The organism is Streptomyces sp. NA02950 (genome assembly GCF_013364155.1).
Lineage (GTDB): Bacteria > Actinomycetota > Actinomycetes > Streptomycetales > Streptomycetaceae > Streptomyces.
Map to the genome: position 1 here is coordinate 8,681,841 of NZ_CP054916.1, position 20,909 is coordinate 8,702,749.

A 20,909-nucleotide genomic window follows, 5' to 3' on the forward strand; every position below is an offset into this window, starting at 1 on the left:
GGCCGAAAACCATCGATGGACGACAGGAGCTCACCGTGGCCAGCCCCATCCACGACGGCGCCGTCCCTGACGGAGGACTGCGGCAGCGCTTCCGTGCATGGCTGCTGGAGGGGCTGACGGACATGGCGAAGCGCCAGCCCGGACCCCATGCCCAGCAGGAATCCGCACACCGCGGACAGCGCTGGTGGCGGGTGATGTGCCTGACCGGTCTGGACTACTTCTCCACCCTGGGTTACCAGCCGGGTATCGCCGCGCTGGCGGCCGGGCTGCTCTCCCCGTTCGCCACCGTGGTGCTGGTGGTCGTCACCCTGGCGGGCGCGCTGCCGGTGTACCGGAGGGTGGCCGCGGAGAGCCCGCACGGCCAGGGGTCCATCGCCATGCTGGAGCGGCTGCTCACCTTCTGGAAGGGCAAGCTGTTCGTCCTCACCCTGCTGGGTTTCGCCGCCACCGACTTCCTCATCACCATCACCCTCTCGGCCGCCGACGCCACCGCCCACCTCGTGGAGAACCCCCATCTCACGAGCACCCTGCGCGGCCATGAGGTGGCCGTCACACTGATTCTGATCGGCATGTTGGGCGCGGTGTTCCTCAAGGGGTTCACCGAGGCCATCGGGATCGCGGTGGTCCTGGTCGGGGTCTATTTGCTGCTCAACGCCGTGGTGGTGGCGGTGGGGCTGTGGCATGTCTTCAGCGCCCCCCATGTCATCCCCGACTGGTCGCACGCCCTGACCGCGGAACGCGGCAACCCGCTGGTGATGGCCGGGGTGGCCCTGGTGATCTTCCCCAAGCTGGCGCTCGGCCTGTCCGGGTTCGAGACCGGCGTGGCCGTCATGCCGCATATCGAGGGCAACCCCGGGGACACCGAGGAACGTCCCGTCGGGCGGATCCAGGGCGCCCGGAAGCTGCTGACCACCGCCGCGGTGATCATGAGCGTCTTCCTGATCACCTCCAGCTTCATCACCACCCTGCTGATCCCGCAGAAGGCGTTCGAGGAGGGCGGCCAGGCGAACGGCCGCGCGCTGGCCTATCTCGCCCACGAGTACCTGGGATCGGCGTTCGGCAGTGTCTATGACGCCTCCACCATCGCCATCCTCTGGTTCGCCGGGGCCTCGGCCATGGCCGGGCTGCTCAACCTCATGCCCCGCTATCTGCCGCGCTACGGCATGGCACCCCACTGGGCGCGCGCGGTCCGCCCGATGGTGCTGGTCTTCATCCTCGTCGCGTTCCTGGTGACCTGGATCTTCAGGGCGAGCGTGGACGCCCAGGGCGGCGCCTACGCCACCGGTGTCCTGGTGCTCATCACCTCCGCCGCCATCGCCGTCACCATCGCCGCCCGGCGGGCCCGGCAGCGCGGCTGGAGCCTCGGGTTCGGGGTCATCTCGCTGATCTTCCTGTACACCACGGCGGTCAACGTCATCGAGCGTCCCGACGGCGTCAAGATCGGCGCCTGTTTCATCGGGGGCATCATGGCCGTGTCCCTGCTCTCCCGTGTCGCCCGCGCCTTCGAGCTGCGGGTGACCAGCGTGACCTTCGACACCATGGCCGAGCGGTTCATCCGTGACACCGCCCACCGCAGGATCCGCTTCATCGCCAACAAACCCGGGAGCCGGGACCTGGTCGAGTACCGCGAGAAACAGCACCAGATCCGGGCCGACAACGACATCCCGCCGGAGGAGGACATCATCTTCGTCGAGGTCACCGTCGCCGACCCGTCGGAGTTCGAGAGCGAGCTGCGGGTGTGCGGAGGGGTCGTGGCCGGCCGCTACCGGGTGCTCACCCTCCAGAGCGCCACCATCCCCAACGCGCTCGCCGCCCTGCTGCTGCGGGTGCGGGACGAGACCGGACAGCGCCCGCACATCTACTTCGAGTGGACCGAGGGCCATCCGCTCGCCCACTTCCTGCGCTTCTTCCTCTTCGGGCAGGGCGAGGTCGCGCCCGTCACCCGCGAGGTGCTGCGGGAGGCCGAGCCCGACCGCGCCCGACGCCCCCATGTCCACGTCGGCTGAGCGTCAGGGGTCCGTCAAGGCCGGGCCGCCCGGCGTACGGAACACGTCAGCACAACGGGCACCCCACTCCCGTTCGGCCTAGCGTGGAGAGATGGGACGGGGAACGGACCGGCCGCCCCCGGTGCCCGGCGGGCAGCGCGCCGGACACCCGGTGCCGGCGCACTCCGACAGTGACCGCCGGTGGCGCGGGGACGCCCGGTGCGCCGCGTACTTCGCACTGGCGTTCGTGGCGCTGACCACCCTGCTCGACTGGGGCGCGGGCGGGCTCACCGCCGGCCGTGCCGATCTGTGGGCGCTGATCGGCACCGTGCTGTTCACGGTGCTCCGCCCGGCCCGGGTCACCGCGGGCGACGGCTGGCTCGCCGTCCGCGGACTGCTGCGCGAGCGCCGGGTGCGCACCGACGCCCTGGTCACGGTGGTGCAGTACGGATCCATCTCCACCCGGCTGGTGCTGCGCGATGTGCACGGCCACGCGGTGGAGCTCGACCCCGATGTCCTGGTGGCCAATCCCCTGCTGTGGCACCGGCTGGACGCGGGCGCCCGCCGCTCCCGGCAGCGTGGCACCCTTCGGCAGGGCACCGCCGTACTGCACCGGCTGGGCGAACGCATCGACGGTGACACCGCCCGCGAGATCCTCAAGGTGTCCGGACTGGACTGAGACACCTCCGGACGGGGCTGGGACGTACCGGGGCGGGCGGGGGCAGCCGGGAAGGTGCGGCGCATAGCTCGCCTTGTCCCGCCGGACCGCGCCGAGCCGCTCGGAGAAGCGCATGGCGCCCTCGTTCCACAGCGGGGTGTTCCACTGGATCTCGTCAAGACCCAGCGCACGGGCCTCGGCCGCCACCCCGTCGAACAGGCTCCGGCCGAGCCCGTGGCCACGGTGGCCGGCACGCGGATACAGACAGTCCATGTGCGGATAGCGCCGCCGACGCCAGGTGGCGAACTCCGGCGCACAGGTGGCGTATCCGGCGGGCCGTCCGGAAGCGCCGCCACCAGCAGGCTCACCCAGGGCGGCGAGCGTGCCCTCCCCGGCCAGCACCCGGTTCACATGGGCGGTGCGCTCATGGGCGAGGACGGCCGCCTCCCAGACACACGGCGCGAGTCCCGCGGCCGCCGGGCGCAGTGCCTCGGGGGCACCGGACGGGCCGGTGAAGACGGCCGGCCGGGACATAGCCCTCGATCCAGGTGTGCACCTGTGATCGGTCGTCATCCGGCCGCCGTGTCCTGGAGCGCGTCGAGCAGTCCGCGCAGCGCGGGCTGGGCGAGCGAGGTCTCCCGGACCGCGGCGTACACGGCCCGGACGGGCTCCGGGCGGCGTACATCGCGTACCACAACACCGGGATGGCGTGATCCCATCCCCAGCCGCGGGATCAGTCCGACCCCGAGACCGGCGGCGATGAAGCCCTGGGCCGTGGCGTAGTCCTCGCTCTCCACCGCGAAGTCCGGGCTGAAACCGGCCGCGGCACACGCCTCCAGCACAAAGGCCAGACAGGCGCCGTCCGGTGACTCGGCGTTGACCCACGGCTCACCGCCGAGGTCGGCGAGGTCGAGCACCCGTCGGGCGGCGAGTGGATGACCCTGGGGCAGCACCGCGCGGTAGGGGTCGTCCAGCAGCGGCACCAGCCGCACCCCTTCGCGCACCCGCTCCCGCGGCCGGACCACGATGGCCAGATCCGCCGTGCCGTCCCGCATCCCGGCGAGCGGATCCCGGGGGTCGGTCAGCCGGAGATCGACCTGTACGCCGGGGTGTTCCCGGCGCAGCCGGGCCAGCGCGGGTGGCATCAGCGCGGCGCCCGCGGTGGCGAAGTAGCGGATCGCCAGCCGTCCGGTGCGCCCGGCGCGCAGATCGGCCAACGCGGTCTCCGCCTCGGCCACATGGCGTCCGATGACGGCCGCGTGCTCGGTGAGCAGCCGCCCGGCGGCCGTGGGCCGCACGCCCCGGCCGACCCGCTCCAGCAGCGCCGTCCCGGCCTGCTTCTCCAGCGCCGACACCTGCTGGCTCACGGCGGACGGGGTATAGCCGAGGTTCGCCGCCGCGGCGGTCACCGAACCGCTGGTGACCACGGCGCGCAGCACCTGCATGCGTCGCACATCAAGCATGTAGGAGAGCTTAATGGTCGATGCAGTTCTTTTCGCTTGTTCTGTTGAGTTCACTGCGGGAGCGTACGGAACGGACGTACGGAACCGGGCGCACGGAGCGAACCGGAGGGTGTACGGACCTGACCACCGGATACGGGGGAGGCGCTCGGATGATCGGCGGCGGACGCGGAACGCTGGTACGCATGGGCGTACTCGCCCTGCTCTGGGGATCCACCTTCCTCTGGATCAAGATCGCTCTTGATGCGCTGGCCCCCACCCAGGTCACCCTGGTCCGCTGTGCGCTGGGGGCGGCCGTCCTGCTGGTGCTGTGCCGCAAAAAGGGCCATCGGCTGCCGCGCTCCCGCGCGCTCTGGGGCCGTCTCACGGTGGCCGCCCTCTTCTGCAACGCCCTGCCGTTCGCCCTGTTCAGCCTCGGCGAGCAGAGCGTGGACTCCGGGGTGGCGGGCGTGCTGAACGCCACCACCCCGCTGTGGACGCTGCTGATCGGCCTCGCCACCGGCACCGAGCGTGGTCCGTCCCGGACGCGGCTGGGCGGGCTGCTGCTCGGTTTCACCGGTGTCCTGCTGATCTTCGCCCCGTGGCAGCGGTCCGGGCTCACCGGCTGGGGATCGCTGGCCATCCTCGGCGCGGCGGCCAGCTATGCCATCGCCTTCGCCTACATGGGCCGTGCCCTCGTCGGCAAGGGCACCCCCGCCCTCGCCCTCTCCGCCGCCCAGCTCGTCGCCGCCACCGGGCTCAGCGCCCTGGCCCTGCCCGCGGGCGGGCTGACCCCGGTGCACACCGACGCGGCGGGACTGACCGCCGTCGTCGCCCTCGGTGTCCTCTCCACCGGGATCACCTTCCACCTCAGCGTCCGGCTCATCGCGGACGAGGGCGCGACCACCGCCGCCACCGTGGGCTATCTGCTGCCGGTGGTCTCGGTCCTGCTCGGCGCCGCCGTCCTCGGCGAGGGCTTGAGCGTACGGGTCGTCGCGGGCATGGCGGTGGTGCTGACCGGGGTCGGCATGACGCGGTGGCGCAAGCGGACACCGGCGCCCTTCCGCGGCGGCGGGATTCAGGGCGCCGGCGGCGCGGCCACCGGCTCCGCGTCCGGCGCGGGATCCGCCGCGGGCAGACTGTCCATGAACGAGCTGACCGAGAACACCGCCCGGCCCGGTCCCGGCGGACCGTAGCCGGGAGGCGAGGTCAGCCCGAAGTCCTCCAGCGTCGCCCGGTAGGTCTCCAGCAGCCGGATGTGGTACTCCAGCGGCGCGCCCCGCGGATTGGCCTTGCCCAGCGGTGTGGTCGGCTCCGGGCACCAGGTGGTGAACCGGGGCACCACCCCGTGCGCCATGAAGAACCGCAGCCCCTCGGCGGTCGAGTCGATGGCCTCGCCCACCGAGGTGAAGCCGAAGGGCTCGGCCATCTCCACGCCCGCCACGAAGTTGGGGATCACATTGCGGGCGCCGAACACCTCGGTCGAGTCCAGGATGCGGCGATGCCACTCGTCGCGGCCGACATAGCGTTCCTTGCCCGGACAGTACAGCTCGAACAGCCGCCGGTCCCACACCTCGAAGTTGGGGTGGTAGATCCGTACGCCGTAGTCGTGGAACCGCCGCACATCGGCCTTGGGCAGCGCCTGCGCCACCACTTTGCCGATCCACCGGCCGGGGAAGCGCTCCTCGATGGCCTTCGCGTACTGGCCGTAGAAGTCGGCCTCGTCCCGGCCGCCCACCCGCGAGGTGATGGCGCCGCCGGTGAGCGTGTACGCCTGGGAGGTGCGGCCGGTGTCATGCCGGTCGATGATCTCCAGCGCCTCCAGCACCTCCTCGACCGGCTTCACCCCGGTGTACGGCCGCCCGGCCGCCTTGTGCTGACGCCAGTTGTGGTTGATGTCGCAGTACTGGCACTCCTCCTTGGCGCCGAAGTACTGGCACACCCGGAACACCGTCAGATAGACGAGGTAGCCCCACTGGATGGTCGGTGCCACCTCCATCACCGACTTGCCGTTCGCCAGGGTGTGCCGGTAGTAGTCCGGCATCGGCGGCAGCCCCACGTCCGCGATCCGCCGGCCGTCCAGATACAGGCCCAGCGCGCCGTCCTCCCCGGCCCGCACCACATACGGCGACGCCGGATTGACCCGTACGGACACCACGGTGCGGCGCAGCTCGTAGGACCCGCCGGTGAGCACGATCTCCTCGGGCGGCCGGTTCAGGGCCGCCGCACCCAGCTCCGGCAGCGTGCGGTGGTCGAAGGAGAAGACGAAATACGACTTCGGCTTGACATCGCCGTCCTCGTTGCCACTGAGCGCCGAGTCGTCGAACGCCATGCCACCGCGCAACAGGTCCTCTTTGACGACGGCCTCCCGGGGCACCTGGGGGAAGCGCCCCATCAGGTCCTCGACCAGCGCGGTACGTCCTTGGCTCTCCATCAACTGCACCATCCCTGGCTTCGTATGGGCTCGATACGGACGTGGTGGTATCTCCGCAGGTCACCTACGCTCAACACCTTAGATCAGAACGTCTGTTCACCTCCGGGAGACCCCCGGCGCGCGGCGCCCGCACGCACACCGGGACACGCGCAGCGGCACACCGGGACCCGCGCATCCGGCCGGGGCGCGCCCCGTGGCGGCCCGCTCTACGGTGGAAGTCATGGCCGTCACCCGGCTCGGCCTGGTGATCCACCGGGCCCGACCCGCCGCCGTCGCGGCGGCCCGTGCCGCCAGTGCGTGGGCCGCCGCCCATGACCTCCCCTGCACCGAGATCGACGTCTGGCGCGGGGACCATCCACGGCGCAGCGCCCAGGAGGAGGCCGAGGCCGCCGGGCACCCCGATCTGATCGTCACCTTCGGCGGCGACGGCACGTTTCTGCGCGGCGCCCGGATCGCCGCCAAGAACGGGGGATCCGCGCTGGGGGTGAATGTCGGCCGGGTGGGCTTCCTCACCGAGATCACCCCCGACCAGGTGGAACATGCGCTGGACACGGTGCACGCGGGCAGCGCCACGGTCGAGGAGCGCATGCTGCTCACCCTGCGCGCCTCGCGGCCCCTGGAGTTGCCCGCCGGCATGGAGGCGCTGCTGCGCTACGGCCGTGGCCCCGTCCTGCCCCCGCCGAAGGTCCGCCCCGGCAGTCCGGAGGAGGTCGGCTGGGGCGTGGCGCTCGACGTCGCCGCCGTCAACGACGTGGTCTTCGAGAAGCTGGCCCGCGACCGGCAGGCCAGCCTCGGGGTGTACGTGGCCGGTCAGCTGCTGGCCTCCTACGCGGCCGACGCGATCATCGTGGCCACTCCCACCGGCTCCACCGCCTACAGCTTCGCCGCCGGCGGGCCCGTGGTCTCCCCGTCCATGGACGCGCTGGTGTTCACCCCGGTGGCCCCGCACATCGCGTTCGACCGCACCGTCGTGGCCGCCGTCGACGAGGCTGTCGCCGTACGGGTGCTGCCGCATTCGGGACGGGTGGCGGTGAGCATCGACGGCCAGCTCCGCGGTGTCCTGGAACCCGGGGACTGGGTGGCGGCCTATCGGGCGCCGGACCGGCTGCGGCTGGTGCGGCTGGAGCCCATGGCGTTCTACCGCCGGCTGCGCGGGCGCTTCCGGCTGGCCGACTCGCCCGCGGCCGACCCGGCTCCGCCGTTCTACCGTCCGCGTACCCCGGTCCCCGCCGACCTGGCCCATCTGCGGCTGCCCCCGCCACCCGACACATGATCGTCGGGCGGCCCGCCGGAGATGCGGGGCCCCCACCCCGGTGCCACGCTGAAGGGTGTGACAGCTCACACGTATCACACCGATCTCACGCTGCGTGTCAACGGTGCTGACCGGGCCCTCACGCTCGACAACCGGGTGACGCTGCTGGACGCCCTGCGCGAACACCTGGCGCTGACGGGCGTCAAGAAGGGCTGCGACCACGGGCAGTGCGGAGCCTGCACGGTCCTCGTCGACGGCGAGCGCGTCAACAGCTGCCTGGTACTGGCGGTGGCCGCGGCCGGTCATGACATCACCACCATCGAGGGGATCGCCGCCCTGGCCGCGACGGGTGAACTCCACCCGCTCCAGCAGGCGTTCCTCGACCACGACGGCTTCCAGTGCGGCTACTGCACACCCGGCCAGATCTGCTCGGCGGTCGGCGCCCTCACCGAGGCCGCGCGCGGCTGGCCCAGCCATGTCACCGAGGACGTGGCCGCCGGTGTCCCCGCGGCACAGCCCCTGGACGCCGATGAGATCCGGGAGCGGATGAGCGGCAACCTGTGCCGCTGCGGCGCCTACCCGGGCATCGTGGCCGCGATCCGCGAGGTCTCCGGAGGCAACGGCGGCAGGTCGGCCCGCGCCACGGCACCGGGCGGTGCCCGGTGAAACCCTTCGCCTACGAACGCGCCACCGCGCCCGACGCCGCCGCCGCGCTCGTCTCGGACACCACCGACGCCATGTATCTGGCCGGTGGCACCAACCTGGTGGACCTGATGAAGCTGGGCGTGGCCGAACCCGCCATGCTCGTCGACATCACCGCTCTGCCCTACGACCGCATCGAGCACCGCGCCGACGGCAGCGTGCTGATCGGCTCGCTGGTGTCCAACAGTGTGCTCTCCGGCGACCGCGGTATCCGGATGCGCTTCCCGGCGGTGTCCGAGGCGGTGCTCGCCGGGGCCTCCGGACAGCTGCGCACCCGAGCCACCACCGGCGGCAATCTGCTCCAGCGCACCCGCTGTGTGTACTTCCAGGACGTCACCAAGGCGTGCAACAAACGCGATCCGGGGAGCGGATGTTCGGCCATCGAGGGCAGTCACCGCGACCTCGCCGTCCTCGGCACCTCCGACGCCTGTGTGGCCGGCCACCCGTCCGACATGGCGGTGCCGATGGCCGCGCTCGACGCCGTCGTCCACCTCCGGCGCACCGGCGGAGACGCCCGTGCGGTGCCGCTGACCGACTTCTATCTGCTGCCCGGAGACACCCCGGACCGGGAGACGGTGCTCGAGGCCGGGGAACTGATCACCGGTGTGGAGCTGCCACCGCCACCTGCGGGCGCCGCCATGTGCTACCGCAAGGTCCGCGACCGCTGGTCCTACGCCTTCGCCCTGGTGTCGGTGGCCGCCGTGGCCGCCACCGGTTCCGACGGTGCGCTCAGCGAGATCCGGCTGGCGCTCGGCGGAGTGGCGCCGCTGCCCTGGCGGGCCCGCCGGGCCGAGGAGCAGCTCATCGGAGGCCGTCCGACCGAGGAAGCGCTGCGCTCGGCGGCCCGGGCCGAGTTCGCGTCGGCCCGTCCGCTGCCGCACAACGCGTTCAAGATCGACCTCGCGGTGGACCTCGTCACCGCCACCGTGCTGGAGCTCGTCGGAGGGGAAGGGCGATGACCACGCTCGAACGGACCGTGGGCGCCGAGGTGACCCGGGTCGAAGGACGCGACAAGGTCACCGGGGCCGCGCTCTACGCGTACGAATACCCGGTACGGGACGCCCTCTACGCCTGGGCGGTGCAGTCCACCGTGGCCCGCGGCCGGGTGCGCACCGTCGACGGCGGCGCCGCGCTGGCCCTGCCCGGTGTGGTGGCCGTGCTCGACAGCGGCAATGTGCAGCGGCTGCACCCCGGCGACGACCCCGAGCTCTCGGTGCTCCAGTCCACCGACGTCGCCTACCGCGGCCAGATCGTGGCGGCCGTCGTCGCGGACACCTACGAGACGGCGTGTCAGGCCGCGGCGGCGGTGCGCGTCGAATACGAGGAGGAGGGCCACGACGTCGAACTGCGCGACGACGATCCGCACGCCTTCGTCCCGGAGACGGTCAACGCGGGCTACCCCGGGCGGCTGGAGAGCGGCGATGTGGACACCGCCTTCGCCACCGCTCCGGTGACCGTCGACGCCACGTACACCACACCCCCCGAACACGCCGCCCCGATGGAGCCGCACGCCACCATCGCTGTCTGGGACGGCGACGCGCTCACCCTCTACAACGGCGACCAGGGCCCCTATATGACGGCCAACGCGCTCGCCGAGCTGTTCGGCCTGCCCCCGGGCAGCGTACGGATCGTGGCCGACCACGTCGGCGGCGGCTTCGGCTCCAAGGCGGTGCCCCGTCCGCCCACGGTGCTCGCCGCGCTGGCCGCCCGCGCCGTGGGCCGCCCGGTGAAACTGGCGGTGACCCGGCAGCAGATGTTCAGCATGGTGTCGTACCGGACGCCCACCGTGCAGCGCGTCAGACTCGCCGCCGAGCGGGACGGCCGGCTCACCGCCGTCTCGCACAACGCGCTCCAGCAGAGCTCCCGGCTCACCGAGTACTGCGAGCAGACCGTCGCCGCCACCCGCATCATGTACGCCGCGCCCCATCGCCGCACCATCCACCGGCTGGCCCAGCTGGATGTGCCCACCCCGTCCTGGGTGCGCGCCCCCGGCGAGGCACCGGGGATGTTCGCGCTGGAGAGCGCGATGGACGAACTGGCGTATGCGCTGGGCATCGACCCGGTGGAGCTCAGGGTGGTCAATGAACCCGCCGTGGACCCCGAGTCCGGACGCCCGTTCAGCAGCCGCAACCTGGTGGCCTGTCTGCGCGAGGGCGCGGCCCGCTTCGGCTGGGAGGGGCGCGACCCGGCGCCCGGCCGCCGCCGGGACGGACGCTGGCTGCTCGGCACCGGAGTGGCGGCGGGCAACTACCCCGTCTACACCATGCCCGCCACCGCGACCGCCCGCGCCGAACCCGACGGCAGCTTTGTGGTGCGGATCGCCGCGGCGGACATCGGCACCGGTGCGCGCACCATGCTGACCCAAGTGGCCGCCGATGAACTCGGCGTGGCCCTGGACCGGGTCACCCTGGAGATCGGACGCAGTGTCTACGGCGCCGCCCCCTGGGCGGGCGGCTCCATGGGCACCAGCTCCTGGAGCTGGGCGGTGAGCAAGGTGTGCCGGGCGCTCGCCAAGCGGCTCGACGACACCTCCGGCGCCGTTCCGCCCGATGGCCTGGAGCTGAGCGCGGACACCACCGAGGACGTCCAGGCGCAGAAGAAGCTCGCCCGCAGCTCCTTCGGCGCCCAGTTCGCCGCGGTACGGGTCGACGCCGTCACCGGCCAGGTGCGGGTCGACCGGCTGCTCGGGGTGTTCGCGGCCGGACGCATCATCAACCCCCGTACCGCACGCTCGCAGTTGCGCGGCGGCATGTGCATGGGACTGTCCATGGCCCTGCACGAGATGCTCGACATGGACCCGCGCTACGGCGACTTCGCCAATCACGACCTGGCGGGCTACCACGTGGCGGCGCACGCCGATGTGCGGGACGTCGAGGCGTACTGCCTCGAGGAGGAGGACGGCGAACTCAACCCGCTGGGCACCAAGGGGGTCGGTGAACTGGGCATCGTCGGCACGGCGGCGGCGGTGGCCAACGCCGTGCACCACGCCACTGGCGTGCGGGTCCGCGATCTGCCGATCACCCTGGAGCGGGTGCGGGCGGGGCTCCACAACTGACCGCGGCCCGACCGGAGTTCCTCTGCGGAACGACCGGCGGGGCCGATGGTCGCCCGGGTGTCCCGCGGTGACGGCGCGGGACACCCGGGACAGGGAGGTCAGCCGTTGTCGGCCGCCCCACCCTGCTCCTCGGCCGCGCCGCCCTGGTCGGCCGCACCGGCGTCACCGGCCGCGCCGCCCTGGTCGTCCGCGGCTCCGCCATCGTCACCGGCGGCCCCACCGCCGTTGTCGGCCGCTCCGCCGCCGTCGCCTCCGGCCGCGCCACCGTCGTCACCGATCTTGGCGCCGACCGCGGACAGCGCGGTCGTCACCGGCTGGAAGAAGGTCTCGCCACCGGAGGTGCAGTCACCGCTGCCGCCCGAGGTCAGGCCGATGGCGCTGCCGTCCTGGCTGAACAGCGGACCGCCGCTGTCGCCGGGCTCGGCGCACACATCGGTCTGGATGAGCCCGCTGACCGTGCCCTCCGGGTAGTTGACGGTGGCGTCCAGACCGGTGACCGAGCCGTCGTTGAGCCCGGTGGTGCTGCCCATCCGGCTGACCTGCTGGCCCACCGTGGCGTCGGCCGCCTTGGCGATGTTCACCGTCTCGCCGTCGCCGGTGTTGACCGTGCTGGGGGCCTCGGTCTTGGCATCGTCGTAGGTGACGAGCGCGAAGTCGCCGTCACCGGGGAAGGTGGCCTCCTTCACGGTGCCGATCGGGGCACCGTTCTGGGAGTCCGACCACTCCTTGGCGGCAACACCGCAGTGACCGGCGGTGATGAAACCGGGCGCACCGCTGTCCGTGGTGACGTTGAACCCGAGCGAACAGCGCGCGCCGCCGCCGAAGATGGCGTCACCGCCCGCGGCGAATGTTTTGAACTCGCCCTTGGACCTCTTGACGGTGGCCGTGTCCGCACCCAGCGACTTGACGGTGGACTGAAGGGTGTCCCACTTCTCGCCGGTGACCGTGCGGTCCGCGAGGACCCGGATCTCGTTGGTCTTGGGATCGACGGACCACGCGGTTCCCGGGATGGTCGCCTTGGTCTTCAGCGTCTTCGCGGCGGACTTGAGGTCGGCGGTGCTGTTCTTGACGTTTCTGGCCACCGCGCCGGCCTTCTTGACGTCCACGTCCACGTCGTTGCCGTCCCCGACGACATTGACGATGACCTGCTGCTTGTCCTTGTCGTAGTAGGCCCCGGCGAATGCCTCGCCCAGCTGGGACGCCAACTGCGAGGCGATGTCCGCCGCGGCGGCCGCGTTGACCTTCTTGGGCTGGAGGTCGGTCTTGTCGTCCTGCGAGGCGTTGGCGTTGGGCAGCAGTATCGCCGCGCCGACGACAGCGGCCGCGCCGGCCCCGGCCAAGACGACCTTGCGCTTCGGTACGCGTTTATGGCTCAACTCATGACCTCCTGTCGGGGGGTACCGAGTTGCTCGTCCGCAATGAACGAGGCTCGACCCGGCAGTTGATACGCGCGGTGCGTGAGTTGCGTTCAGAGTGATTTTGGCCGGGCTTCCGACGGCGGCCCCGGCGGCGCCGTGACCAGCGGTGCCGGCAGCGGATCGCGACGGGCTCGGGCGAGCGCCGCGCAGAGCGCGGCCTCGTGGGCCGGACGCGTCCCGCGGGCCCACGGCGGCGCGATACATGACGATAGCAATATAGCGCGCTTGCAATTAATTGCTTACGCAAGTACTGTCGGCGCACGTAAGACGCAGAGGCAATCGCTTGGAGTGAACCCACATGCCCATCGCACTGCTGGCCCTGGCCATCGGGGCCTTCGGGATCGGAACCACCGAGTTCGTGATCATGGGCTTGCTGCCCGAGGTCGCCGGTGACTTCGGTGTCTCCATCCCCACCGCCGGCTTCCTGGTGACCGGCTACGCACTGGGTGTCATGGCCGGTGCGCCCCTGATGACCGCGCTCGGTACCAAGATCTCCCGCAAGCGCATGCTGATGCTGCTGATGGGCCTGTTCATCATGGGCAATGTGCTCTCGGCCGCCGCCCCGGTCTTCGGTGTGATGGCCGCCGGGCGGATCGTCGCCTCCTTCGCCCACGGCGCGTTCTTCGGCATCGGATCGGTCGTCGCGGCCGATCTGGTCGCCCCCGAGAAGAAGGCCGGAGCCATCTCGATGATGTTCACCGGTCTGACCGTCGCCAATGTTGTCGGCGTACCGCTCGGCACCTCCATCGGCCAGTCGCTGGGCTGGCGGACCACCTTCTGCCTCGTCGCCGCCCTCGGTGTGATCGGCCTCGCGGGCATCGCCAGGCTGGTCCCCGAGATCCCCAAGCCGGAGGGTGTGCACCTCCGCCACGAGCTGGCCGCCTTCCGCAATGCGCAGGTGCTGCTCGCCATGGCGATGACCGTCCTGGGCTTCGGCGGTGTCTTCGCCGCGATCACCTACATCGCGCCCATGATGACCGAGGTCGCCGGATTCGCCGGCTCCTCCGTCACCTGGCTGCTGGTCCTCTTCGGCCTCGGCATGGTCGGCGGCAACCTGGTCGGCGGGAAGTACGCCGACCGCGCCCTGATGCCGATGCTGTACGTGTCGCTGGGCTCCCTGGCGCTGGTCCTGGGGCTGTTCACGGTCACCGCCCATCACAAGGTCGCGGCCGCGATCACCATCGCCCTGGTCGGCGCGCTCGGCTTTGCCACCGTGCCCCCGCTCCAGAAGCGGGTCCTGGACCACGCGGCGGGCGCTCCCACCCTCGCTTCCGCCGTCAACATCGGCGCCTTCAACCTGGGCAACGCGCTCTCGGCCTGGCTGGGCGGCCTGGTGATCTCGGCCGGGCTCGGTTACACCGCCCCGAACTGGGTCGGCGCGGCACTCGCCGCCTCCGCCCTGGCGCTTGCGGTGCTCTCCAGCGCGCTGGAGAGCCGTGACGCCCACCACGGCCCCGCCCCGGTCGTCGCCGCCGTATCCGCCGAGCGGGTCCGTGTATCCGCCGACCACCCCTGACCCCGCGGACCGACTGTCACCTCCCCAACGATCCACCGAGGAGCACCCGGGCACCCTCGCACCGGTGCTGGGCGCCCTGGCCGAGCGCGTCCCGGTGGTGCTGACCTCGCGGTCCGGCAGCGGCTCGGTCCTGCGCAACACCTACGGCGCGGTCGGTTCCGAGACCGATCCGCGGCGGCGCGGACTGATCGACGGCGGACTGCTCGATCGTTACAAGGCGCGGGTGCTGCTCCGGCTGCTACTGGCCTCCGGCGCGGACCGCGACACCATCACCGCCGCCTTCGCCCGCCACGCCTGAACGCCGCCACTGAACACCACAGCAGAGCGGCCCCGGGCCCGGTGCCGCCACCGGATGCCGCACCGGACGGGGTACACGGCCATGTGCGGGGCCCCGGCCGTGCATCGGCGCGGATGTGCTGGGTACGGGCCGGAGTGTGCCCTGAACCGCCGAGGAGAGGAGCGGCACCGTGAACGATGACCGTCGGCGCGAAGAACCCGGAGAAGACAGCCGCGGCATTCCGCGGGACCTGCCCGACCAGCAGGCACAGGAAGGGCCCGATCCGCTGGACGTGGACGGCGCGGACCCGGCGCCGGGCCACGCCGAGGACGTCCCCGACCTGGACGAGTCCGGGACCGGACGGCGGGGGGAGCCGCGGACCGGAAGTGTCCACCCCGAACAGCCCGTCCCCGACGAACCGTCGGGCTGAGCCCTCCCCGGAGCCCTACGGCGCCGGTGGCGGCGTACGTCAGGCGGCGGCGGGGCGGGCCCGCACGTGCATCCGCTCGCCCTGCGCCCCGAACAGGGAGAGGAACTCCACCGGCTGGTCTCCCGCGTTGCCGAAGCCGTGCGGGGTCCGGGTGTCGAACTCGGCGGCCTCGCCCGAGGTGAGCACCAGGTCGTGCTCACCCAGCGCCAGCCACAGCCGCCCGGAGAGCACGTACAGCCATTCGTAGCCCTCGTGCACCCGCTGCTCGGGCCGCCCGCGGTCGGCGGGCGGCCGGGCCGGGAGGATCAGCTTGTAGGCGTTCAGCCCGCCCAGATAGCGGGTGAGCGGCACAAACGTCTGGCCGTTGCGGGTGAAGGGCCGCGGATGGACCCGCGGATCGCCCGTGGCGGGCGCGCCGACCAGCTCGTCGAGCGGCACGCCGTACGCCTTGGCCAGCGGCAGCAGCAGCTCCAGGGTCGGTTTGCGCTGCCCCGACTCCAGCCGCGAGAGGGTGCTCAGCGAGATCCCGGTCGTCTCGCTGAGCCGCGCGAGGGTGAAGTCACGTGTCCGCCGCAGCGCGCGCAGCCGGGGCCCCACGGCGGTCAGCACATTGGTGAGGTCGTCGTCAGCCATACCGTTCATTTGCCGCCTCGGCAAAGATGTTTGTCAAGTGGTGGCGGTCGCGCGCACGCTCCTTCCATGAACGGAGGTACTGCGCATGACCCGATACACGGAACACCCGGCGGGCCCGGACCGCGCGGCCCACGAGAGGGCGTATGACGTCGTGGTGGTCGGCGGCGGCGCCGCCGGGCTGAGCGGGGCGCTCACCCTGGGCAGGTCACGGCGCTCGGTGCTGGTCATCGACGCCGGGCAGCCCCGCAACGCCCCGGCGGAAGGGGTGCACTCCCTCCTGGGACACGAGGGCACTCCGCCGGCCACCCTGCTGGCCACCGGACGTGCCGAGGTCCGCGGCTACGGCGGCGAGATCGTGGACGGCACCGTGGTGGCGGCGGAATGCCGTGACACCGGTGGCTTCCGCGTCACCCTCGCCGACGGCACCGCGGTCCACGCCGAACGGCTGCTGGTGACCAGCGGCCTCGTCGACGAACTGCCCCCGGTGCCCGGGGTGGCCGAGCTGTGGGGCACGGATGTGCTGCACTGCCCGTACTGCCACGGCTGGGAGGTCCGCGACCAGGCGATCGGCGTGCTGGCCACCGGGCCCCAGGCGGTGCGTCAGGCACTGCTCTGGCGTCAGTGGAGCGAGAACCTCACCCTCTTCCTGCACACCGGGCCCGAGCCGGGGGAGGAAGAGTACGAACAGCTCGCGGCACGCGGCATCGCCGTGGTGGACGGCACGGTGGCCGCACTGGAGACGGCCGGTGGCAGGCTCTCCGGTGTGCGCCTCGCCGACGGCCCGGTGATCCCCTGCCGCGCTCTGGTCACCGCCCCGCGCTTCGCCGCCCGTGCGGACTTCCTGGCCTCCTTGGGGCTGGAGCCGACCGGTCAGGAGATGGCGGGCCAGGAGATCGCCCGCCGCATCGAGGCCGACATGACGGGCGCCACCGCCGTCCCCGGGGTGTGGGTGGCGGGCAATGTCGCCGACCCGCTCGAGAAGGTGGCCGGGGCTGTCGCCTCGGGAGGACGCGCGGCCGCGGCCATCAACGCGGATCTGGTGGCCGAGGAGACCCGCCGCGCGGTGGCCGCGCGGCAGTCCCCTTCTACTGCGGTTTTCTCCGCGGCCTTCTCCGCGGCGATCGAACGCGAGGTGTGCGCCGCTGTGCTCCGCGACCGACGCCACGGCCTGTGAAACCCCTCTCCCGGAAACATCCCACCCCGCCCCGCCCCGCCCCGCCCCACCGAAGGAGCACCCTCGATGGCCCCGATGCACCCGACACCCGCAACACCCCCGCCCCAGGAGTTCTGGGACACCCTCTACGGCGGCGCCGACCGCCTCTCGAGCGGTGAGCCCAACCCCGTGCTGGCCCGTGAGACCACCGGGCTGACCCCCGGCAGCGCCCTGGACCTCGGATGCGGCGAGGGCGGCGACGCCGTCTGGCTCGCCCGGCAGGGCTGGCACGTCACTGCCGTGGACATCTCACAGGTGGCCCTCGACCGAGCCGCAGCCGACGCCGCGTCCGCGGGCGTCGGCGAACGGATCGACTGGCAGTGGCACGACCTGGCGGTGTCCTTCCCCGCCGGAGCCTTCGACCTGGTGTCCGCCCAGTTCTTCCACTCCTTCCTGGAACTTCCCCGTGAGCGCATCCTGCGCTCCGCCGCCGAGGCGGTGGCACCGGGCGGAGTGCTCCTCATCGGCGGACACGCGGGTCACCCCTCCTGGGAGCGGGACCCCGATCCGGGCGTCCACTTCCCCACCCCCGACGAGGTCCTGACCGCGCTCGACCTCCCGGTCGGACGGTGGGAGGTGCTGGTCAGCGAGGTGTACGAGCGGCAGCTGACCGGGCCCGACGGACAGCCCGCCACCCGGCCCGACAACACGCTGAAGCTGCAACGCAGTTGACACCAGGCGACCCGTCTCATGTCCGGTGGGGCCGGAACGCCCAGTCCACCCGCGGTTCGACCAGCGGACGGAAGACCCGGCGCACCGGGGCGGTGCACAGCACGGTGATCATGGCCACGGCGGCCGCGGTGACCGTCAGCTCACCCAGCGGGGTGTGCGGCCACGGATGGTCGTACCAGTCCCAGAAGCGGGACGCCTTGATGACAAAACCGTGCAGCAGATAAGCGTAGAGCGTGCCCGTCCCGAGCGCGGTGAACCACAGCGCCCGCCCCGGCACCCAGGCCAGGAAACAGGCCGTCAGGGCGAGCGCCAGCAGGAACAGCGCGGGGGTGGTGAGCAGACCGGCCCAGCGCGGGACGTCCAGCCCGGTGGTGCTCGTGCGGTGGTAGAACCACTCCGGGTCGAACCACGGCGCCACCGCGTACGCCGCACACAGCGCGAAGGCGGCGAACGGCAGCGAGACCAGCCGGGCCGTGCGGGTGCGCAAACGCGCGAAGTGGCCGGGCCGCAGGGTGAGTCCGACCACGAAGAACGGCAGGAAGGCCAGCACCCGTTGCAGCGCCAGATCGCCACCGGAGTCCGGTGAGATCGAGGCGAGCGTGGCCACCGCCACTGAGATCGGCACCGGATGACGCAGCGCCAGCCACAGGGGGGTGGTGAGCCGCCAGATGAACAGCGCGGCCAGGAACCACATCACGTACCAGGGGTCCAGCAGGCTGAACGGTTCCCCCGGGTTGTCCAGCACCCACCGGGAGAAGAGGGTGTACGCCACCTCGAAGACGAGGTACGGCACCACCACACTGCTGATGAGCCGTCGCACCCGCCCGGGCGCGAGGTCGAAACTCCGCGAGAAATAGCCCGATATCAGCGCGAAGGCGGGCATGTGGAAGGCGTACACCGTGAGATAGACCGCGGTGGCGGCGCGGCTGCCGTAGGTGAGCGGTTCCCATGCGTGGCCACAGGCCACTAACACGATCGTCAGGTACTTCGCGTTGTCGAAATACGGGTCGCGGGTTCTGGTTCCGGACGCGTCACCGCCCTTGGGCCGGGTGGCGGCCGGTGGTGGGGTCACTCGGGCGGTCGTGTCCTGTTGCATGTGTTTCCCGAACACCTTCGGTGGAGACGGCAAAGGGTCCCCTGCGCCTGCCCGGTTCGGCCCGGTCCATGCGGAATCAGTGGTTCGGGAGCCGATCCAGCACGGTGACCTCCTCGTTCGCGGAGGCGAACAGCAGGGCGACGGCCAGGGCACCGGGGTCGGGGACGCCACGGGAGTGGTCGCCGGTGTAACTGGCGCGGCCGCGCCGGGCGCGCAGACCGCTGGTGGAGCGGGCGCCCCGGTGGGCGGCGACCGCGGCCAGGCGCAGGGCGGCCGCCGGGTCGGCGGTCGGCGGGCACTCGGCCAGTGCCTTCGCGGCCGGGACGAGGGCGTCCACCATCGTCTTGTCGCCGACGTCGGCCTCCCCGACGCGCTGGATCGCGGCCACTCCGGCGGCGGTCCCGGTAGCCAGGGCCGCGGTGCCGGGCAGCGCGGGGGAGGCGTCGTACAGCGCGTCGGCGAGCTCCTGGAACAGCAGCCCGAACAGCGGGCCGCTGGTGCCGCCGACATCGTCGAGGAAGACCCGTGCGGCGGCGGCGAGCGGTGCCGCCGGACCGTCGTCGGCGGACCGCGGAGTGGCCGTCAGGGCGTCCAGGGCGCGGCGGACGCCGTCCATACCGGTGGCCAGGTTGGCGCCGAAGTCACCGTCGCCCGCCTGCTGGTCGAGTGCGGTCAGCTCGGGTTCGACGGAGCGTACGGTGGCGGCGAAGCGGGCCAGCCACGCCGCGACGCTGTCACGGGTGAGGGCGTTCGGGCCGGGGCTGTCGGACATACGGGGACTCCTCGGGGCGGTCGTGGGGAGGACGGAGCACGGTGTCCTGACGTGGCATCACCGTGCGGACACACGCTCACACGAGGTGGCGACGGGTCACAGCGGCCAGGCCGGGGTGCGGGCGGGGGCGTCCCACAGCCGCAGGGTCTCCGCGTCGGAGGTGAGCAGGGTCAGGGAGAAGCCGCGCATGTCGAGGGCGCTGACGAAGGTGCCGGTCAGCGAGCGGTCCAGGGCGACGTCCCGGGTGTCGAGGGCCTTGGCGAGGGCGTGGCGGATCCCGTACAGCTCCAGGGAGGTCACCGACCCGAGCCCGTTGACGAGCGCGAGCACCCGGGAGCGCGAGCCGTCGGGAAGCGCGGCGAGCAGCTGGTCGGTCATGGTCTCCACCAGCTTGCCGAGTGGTGCGTGCGGAGTGGTGCCCTCGGCGCGTTCGCCGTGGATGCCCACCCCGAATTCCAGGACGCCCTCGGGCAGACCGAAGGCCGGGGCGCCGGAGGCGGGCGTGGTGTGCGCGGCCGCCGCCACGGCCAGACTGCGGGCCCGGCGGGTCAGCTCGGTGCCGAGGGCCGCCAGCTCGTCCAGCCCGCGCCCCTCGTCGGCGGCGGCGCCGAGGATCTTCTCGACGAGCAGGGTGGCTCCGGTGCCGCGGCGGCCGACCGCGATGTCGTCGGAGTCGGTGGCGAGGTCGTCGTCGATCAGGACGCGGGCGCAGGGGATCCCCTCGTGGTGCAGGCGTTCGGCGGCGATGCCGAAGTTGATGCGGTCGCCGGTGTAGTTCTTGACGATGTGCAGAACACCGCCGGGCCCGGCCACGGCGCGGCTGGCCTCGAAGATCTGCCGGTTGTGCGGTGAGGCGAAGATCCGGCCGGGGCAGGAGGCGTCCAGCATCCCCGCGCCGAGGAAACCGGAGTGCAGCGGCTCATGGCCGGAACCGCCCCCGGACACCAGACCGACACGGCGGGTGGGCGCGGTGTGGCGGGCGCGGAGGTAGCCGTGGTCGGGGTGGAATTCGACGAGTTCGGCGTGGGCGGCGGCGAAGCCCGCGAGCGCGTCGGGAACGAGGGACTCGGGCGAGTCACGGAAGTACTGGGGCATGAACGCGGCTCCCTGGGCGAGTGGGGGGACGGGGTGGACTCGGTGGTCGTGCGCCGGACCCGGCGATGCGGTGCCTCAGCCAACGATGGTCGCCGCGACACGGCGGCAGGGTGCTCAGGCTGGACAGCAGCGCGACCCCAACGGCGTACTGTCATACGCCGGTCGTGTGCTTTCCGTACTGCTCCGACGCGCCCGCCGGTCCTGGTCCGAAGGGAGCAACGGGGGGGGGGCGATCCGCGGCCGGGATCGGGGGTACCGGATC

Annotated in this window: 19 protein-coding genes and 1 pseudogene; 12 read left to right on the plus strand and 8 right to left on the minus strand. The window is 72.1% G+C overall.

The annotated features are described in order from the left end of the window. Positions 1 to 122 precede the first annotated feature (122 nt). On the plus strand, positions 123 to 2,006 hold the full coding sequence (locus tag HUT19_RS37265) for an amino acid transporter (RefSeq protein WP_254886286.1): 1,884 nt from the start codon (positions 123 to 125) through the stop codon (positions 2,004 to 2,006). A gap of 91 nt (positions 2,007 to 2,097) precedes the next feature. Then, positions 2,098 to 2,664, plus strand: coding sequence for a hypothetical protein (locus HUT19_RS37270; RefSeq protein ID WP_368661728.1), 567 nt, complete (start codon positions 2,098 to 2,100; stop codon positions 2,662 to 2,664). A gap of 150 nt (positions 2,665 to 2,814) precedes the next feature. On the opposite strand, the pseudogene HUT19_RS43655 reads toward HUT19_RS37270, so the two are convergent. Together HUT19_RS43655 and HUT19_RS37280 are read right to left on the minus strand one after the other, a co-directional pair. Then, positions 2,815 to 3,216 (minus strand): annotated as a pseudogene (locus HUT19_RS43655) (GNAT family N-acetyltransferase); the annotation flags it as partial. Then, positions 3,213 to 4,106, minus strand: a complete 894-nt coding sequence (locus HUT19_RS37280; RefSeq protein ID WP_176185130.1) for a LysR substrate-binding domain-containing protein — start codon at positions 4,104 to 4,106, stop codon at positions 3,213 to 3,215. The pseudogene HUT19_RS43655 and the gene HUT19_RS37280, both read right to left, overlap by 4 nt. Before the next feature lie 182 nt (positions 4,107 to 4,288). Here HUT19_RS37280 and HUT19_RS37285 point away from each other — a divergent pair, with 182 nt between their 5' ends. Further along, positions 4,289 to 5,278 (plus strand): DMT family transporter, encoded by a 990-nt coding sequence (locus HUT19_RS37285; protein ID WP_254885987.1) that lies wholly within the window; start codon positions 4,289 to 4,291, stop codon positions 5,276 to 5,278. Here HUT19_RS37285 and HUT19_RS37290 read toward each other — a convergent pair. Then, positions 5,161 to 6,516 carry a radical SAM protein gene (locus HUT19_RS37290; protein ID WP_176185134.1) on the minus strand — a complete coding sequence of 452 codons (1,356 nt, stop codon included), beginning with the start codon at positions 6,514 to 6,516 and terminating at the stop codon, positions 5,161 to 5,163. The genes HUT19_RS37285 and HUT19_RS37290 overlap by 118 nt on opposite strands. 220 nt (positions 6,517 to 6,736) lie before the next feature. Here HUT19_RS37290 and HUT19_RS37295 point away from each other — a divergent pair, with 220 nt between their 5' ends. From HUT19_RS37295 to HUT19_RS37310, 4 genes are read left to right on the plus strand one after another with little or no spacing between them, the layout of a single operon-like run. Then, positions 6,737 to 7,789, plus strand: a complete 1,053-nt coding sequence (locus tag HUT19_RS37295; protein WP_176185136.1) for an NAD(+)/NADH kinase — start codon at positions 6,737 to 6,739, stop codon at positions 7,787 to 7,789. Positions 7,790 to 7,810: 21 nt separating this feature from the next. Then, positions 7,811 to 8,434, plus strand: coding sequence for a 2Fe-2S iron-sulfur cluster-binding protein (locus HUT19_RS37300; protein WP_176185138.1), 624 nt, complete (start codon positions 7,811 to 7,813; stop codon positions 8,432 to 8,434). After that, entirely contained in the window at positions 8,431 to 9,429 is a 999-nt protein-coding gene (locus HUT19_RS37305) for a xanthine dehydrogenase family protein subunit M (protein WP_176185140.1), read from the plus strand. The genes HUT19_RS37300 and HUT19_RS37305 overlap by 4 nt, the downstream gene beginning before the upstream one ends. Next, positions 9,426 to 11,525: a xanthine dehydrogenase family protein molybdopterin-binding subunit gene (locus tag HUT19_RS37310; protein ID WP_176185142.1), complete on the plus strand. Its 2,100-nt coding sequence runs from the start codon at positions 9,426 to 9,428 to the stop codon at positions 11,523 to 11,525. The genes HUT19_RS37305 and HUT19_RS37310 overlap by 4 nt, the downstream gene beginning before the upstream one ends. A gap of 98 nt (positions 11,526 to 11,623) precedes the next feature. Here HUT19_RS37310 and HUT19_RS37315 read toward each other — a convergent pair whose 3' ends face one another. After that, the gene (locus HUT19_RS37315) at positions 11,624 to 12,901 is read right to left on the minus strand and encodes a S1 family peptidase (protein WP_176185144.1); all 1,278 of its coding nucleotides are present in this window, start codon (positions 12,899 to 12,901) and stop codon (positions 11,624 to 11,626) included. A gap of 340 nt (positions 12,902 to 13,241) precedes the next feature. Between HUT19_RS37315 and HUT19_RS37320 the strand changes: the two genes are divergently transcribed. The 3 genes from HUT19_RS37320 to HUT19_RS37330 all read left to right on the plus strand — a co-directional run bounded on the left by HUT19_RS37320 (position 13,242) and on the right by HUT19_RS37330 (position 15,166). Beyond that, the gene (locus HUT19_RS37320; RefSeq protein WP_176185146.1) at positions 13,242 to 14,459 is read left to right on the plus strand and encodes an MFS transporter; all 1,218 of its coding nucleotides are present in this window, start codon (positions 13,242 to 13,244) and stop codon (positions 14,457 to 14,459) included. 64 nt (positions 14,460 to 14,523) lie between these two features. Beyond that, entirely contained in the window at positions 14,524 to 14,757 is a 234-nt protein-coding gene (locus HUT19_RS37325) for a hypothetical protein (RefSeq protein ID WP_254885988.1), read from the plus strand. Between the two features lie 169 nt (positions 14,758 to 14,926). Beyond that, positions 14,927 to 15,166 carry a hypothetical protein gene (locus HUT19_RS37330; protein ID WP_176185148.1) on the plus strand — a complete coding sequence of 80 codons (240 nt, stop codon included), beginning with the start codon at positions 14,927 to 14,929 and terminating at the stop codon, positions 15,164 to 15,166. A 39-nt stretch (positions 15,167 to 15,205) separates the two neighbouring features. On the opposite strand, the gene HUT19_RS37335 is transcribed toward HUT19_RS37330, so the two are convergent. After that, positions 15,206 to 15,799 carry a helix-turn-helix domain-containing protein gene (locus tag HUT19_RS37335; protein WP_176185150.1) on the minus strand — a complete coding sequence of 198 codons (594 nt, stop codon included), beginning with the start codon at positions 15,797 to 15,799 and terminating at the stop codon, positions 15,206 to 15,208. Positions 15,800 to 15,884: 85 nt separating this feature from the next. Here HUT19_RS37335 and HUT19_RS37340 point away from each other — a divergent pair, with 85 nt between their 5' ends. Further along, on the plus strand, positions 15,885 to 16,973 hold the full coding sequence (locus HUT19_RS37340; protein WP_176185152.1) for an NAD(P)/FAD-dependent oxidoreductase: 1,089 nt from the start codon (positions 15,885 to 15,887) through the stop codon (positions 16,971 to 16,973). 75 nt (positions 16,974 to 17,048) lie between these two features. Next, the gene (locus tag HUT19_RS37345) at positions 17,049 to 17,684 is read left to right on the plus strand and encodes a bifunctional 2-polyprenyl-6-hydroxyphenol methylase/3-demethylubiquinol 3-O-methyltransferase UbiG (protein WP_176187757.1); all 636 of its coding nucleotides are present in this window, start codon (positions 17,049 to 17,051) and stop codon (positions 17,682 to 17,684) included. Between the two features lie 16 nt (positions 17,685 to 17,700). On the opposite strand, the gene HUT19_RS37350 is transcribed toward HUT19_RS37345, so the two are convergent. The 3 genes from HUT19_RS37350 to HUT19_RS37360 all read right to left on the minus strand — a co-directional run bounded on the left by HUT19_RS37350 (position 17,701) and on the right by HUT19_RS37360 (position 20,647). Continuing rightward, a complete protein-coding gene (locus HUT19_RS37350; RefSeq protein ID WP_176185154.1) occupies positions 17,701 to 18,780 on the minus strand; it encodes an acyltransferase family protein in 1,080 nt (359 codons plus the stop codon). A 76-nt stretch (positions 18,781 to 18,856) separates the two neighbouring features. Further along, the gene (dhaL, locus tag HUT19_RS37355) at positions 18,857 to 19,552 is read right to left on the minus strand and encodes a dihydroxyacetone kinase subunit DhaL (protein WP_176185156.1); all 696 of its coding nucleotides are present in this window, start codon (positions 19,550 to 19,552) and stop codon (positions 18,857 to 18,859) included. A gap of 96 nt (positions 19,553 to 19,648) precedes the next feature. Continuing rightward, positions 19,649 to 20,647, minus strand: a complete 999-nt coding sequence (locus tag HUT19_RS37360) for a dihydroxyacetone kinase subunit DhaK (protein ID WP_176185159.1) — start codon at positions 20,645 to 20,647, stop codon at positions 19,649 to 19,651. Between the last annotated feature and the right edge of the window lie 262 nt (positions 20,648 to 20,909).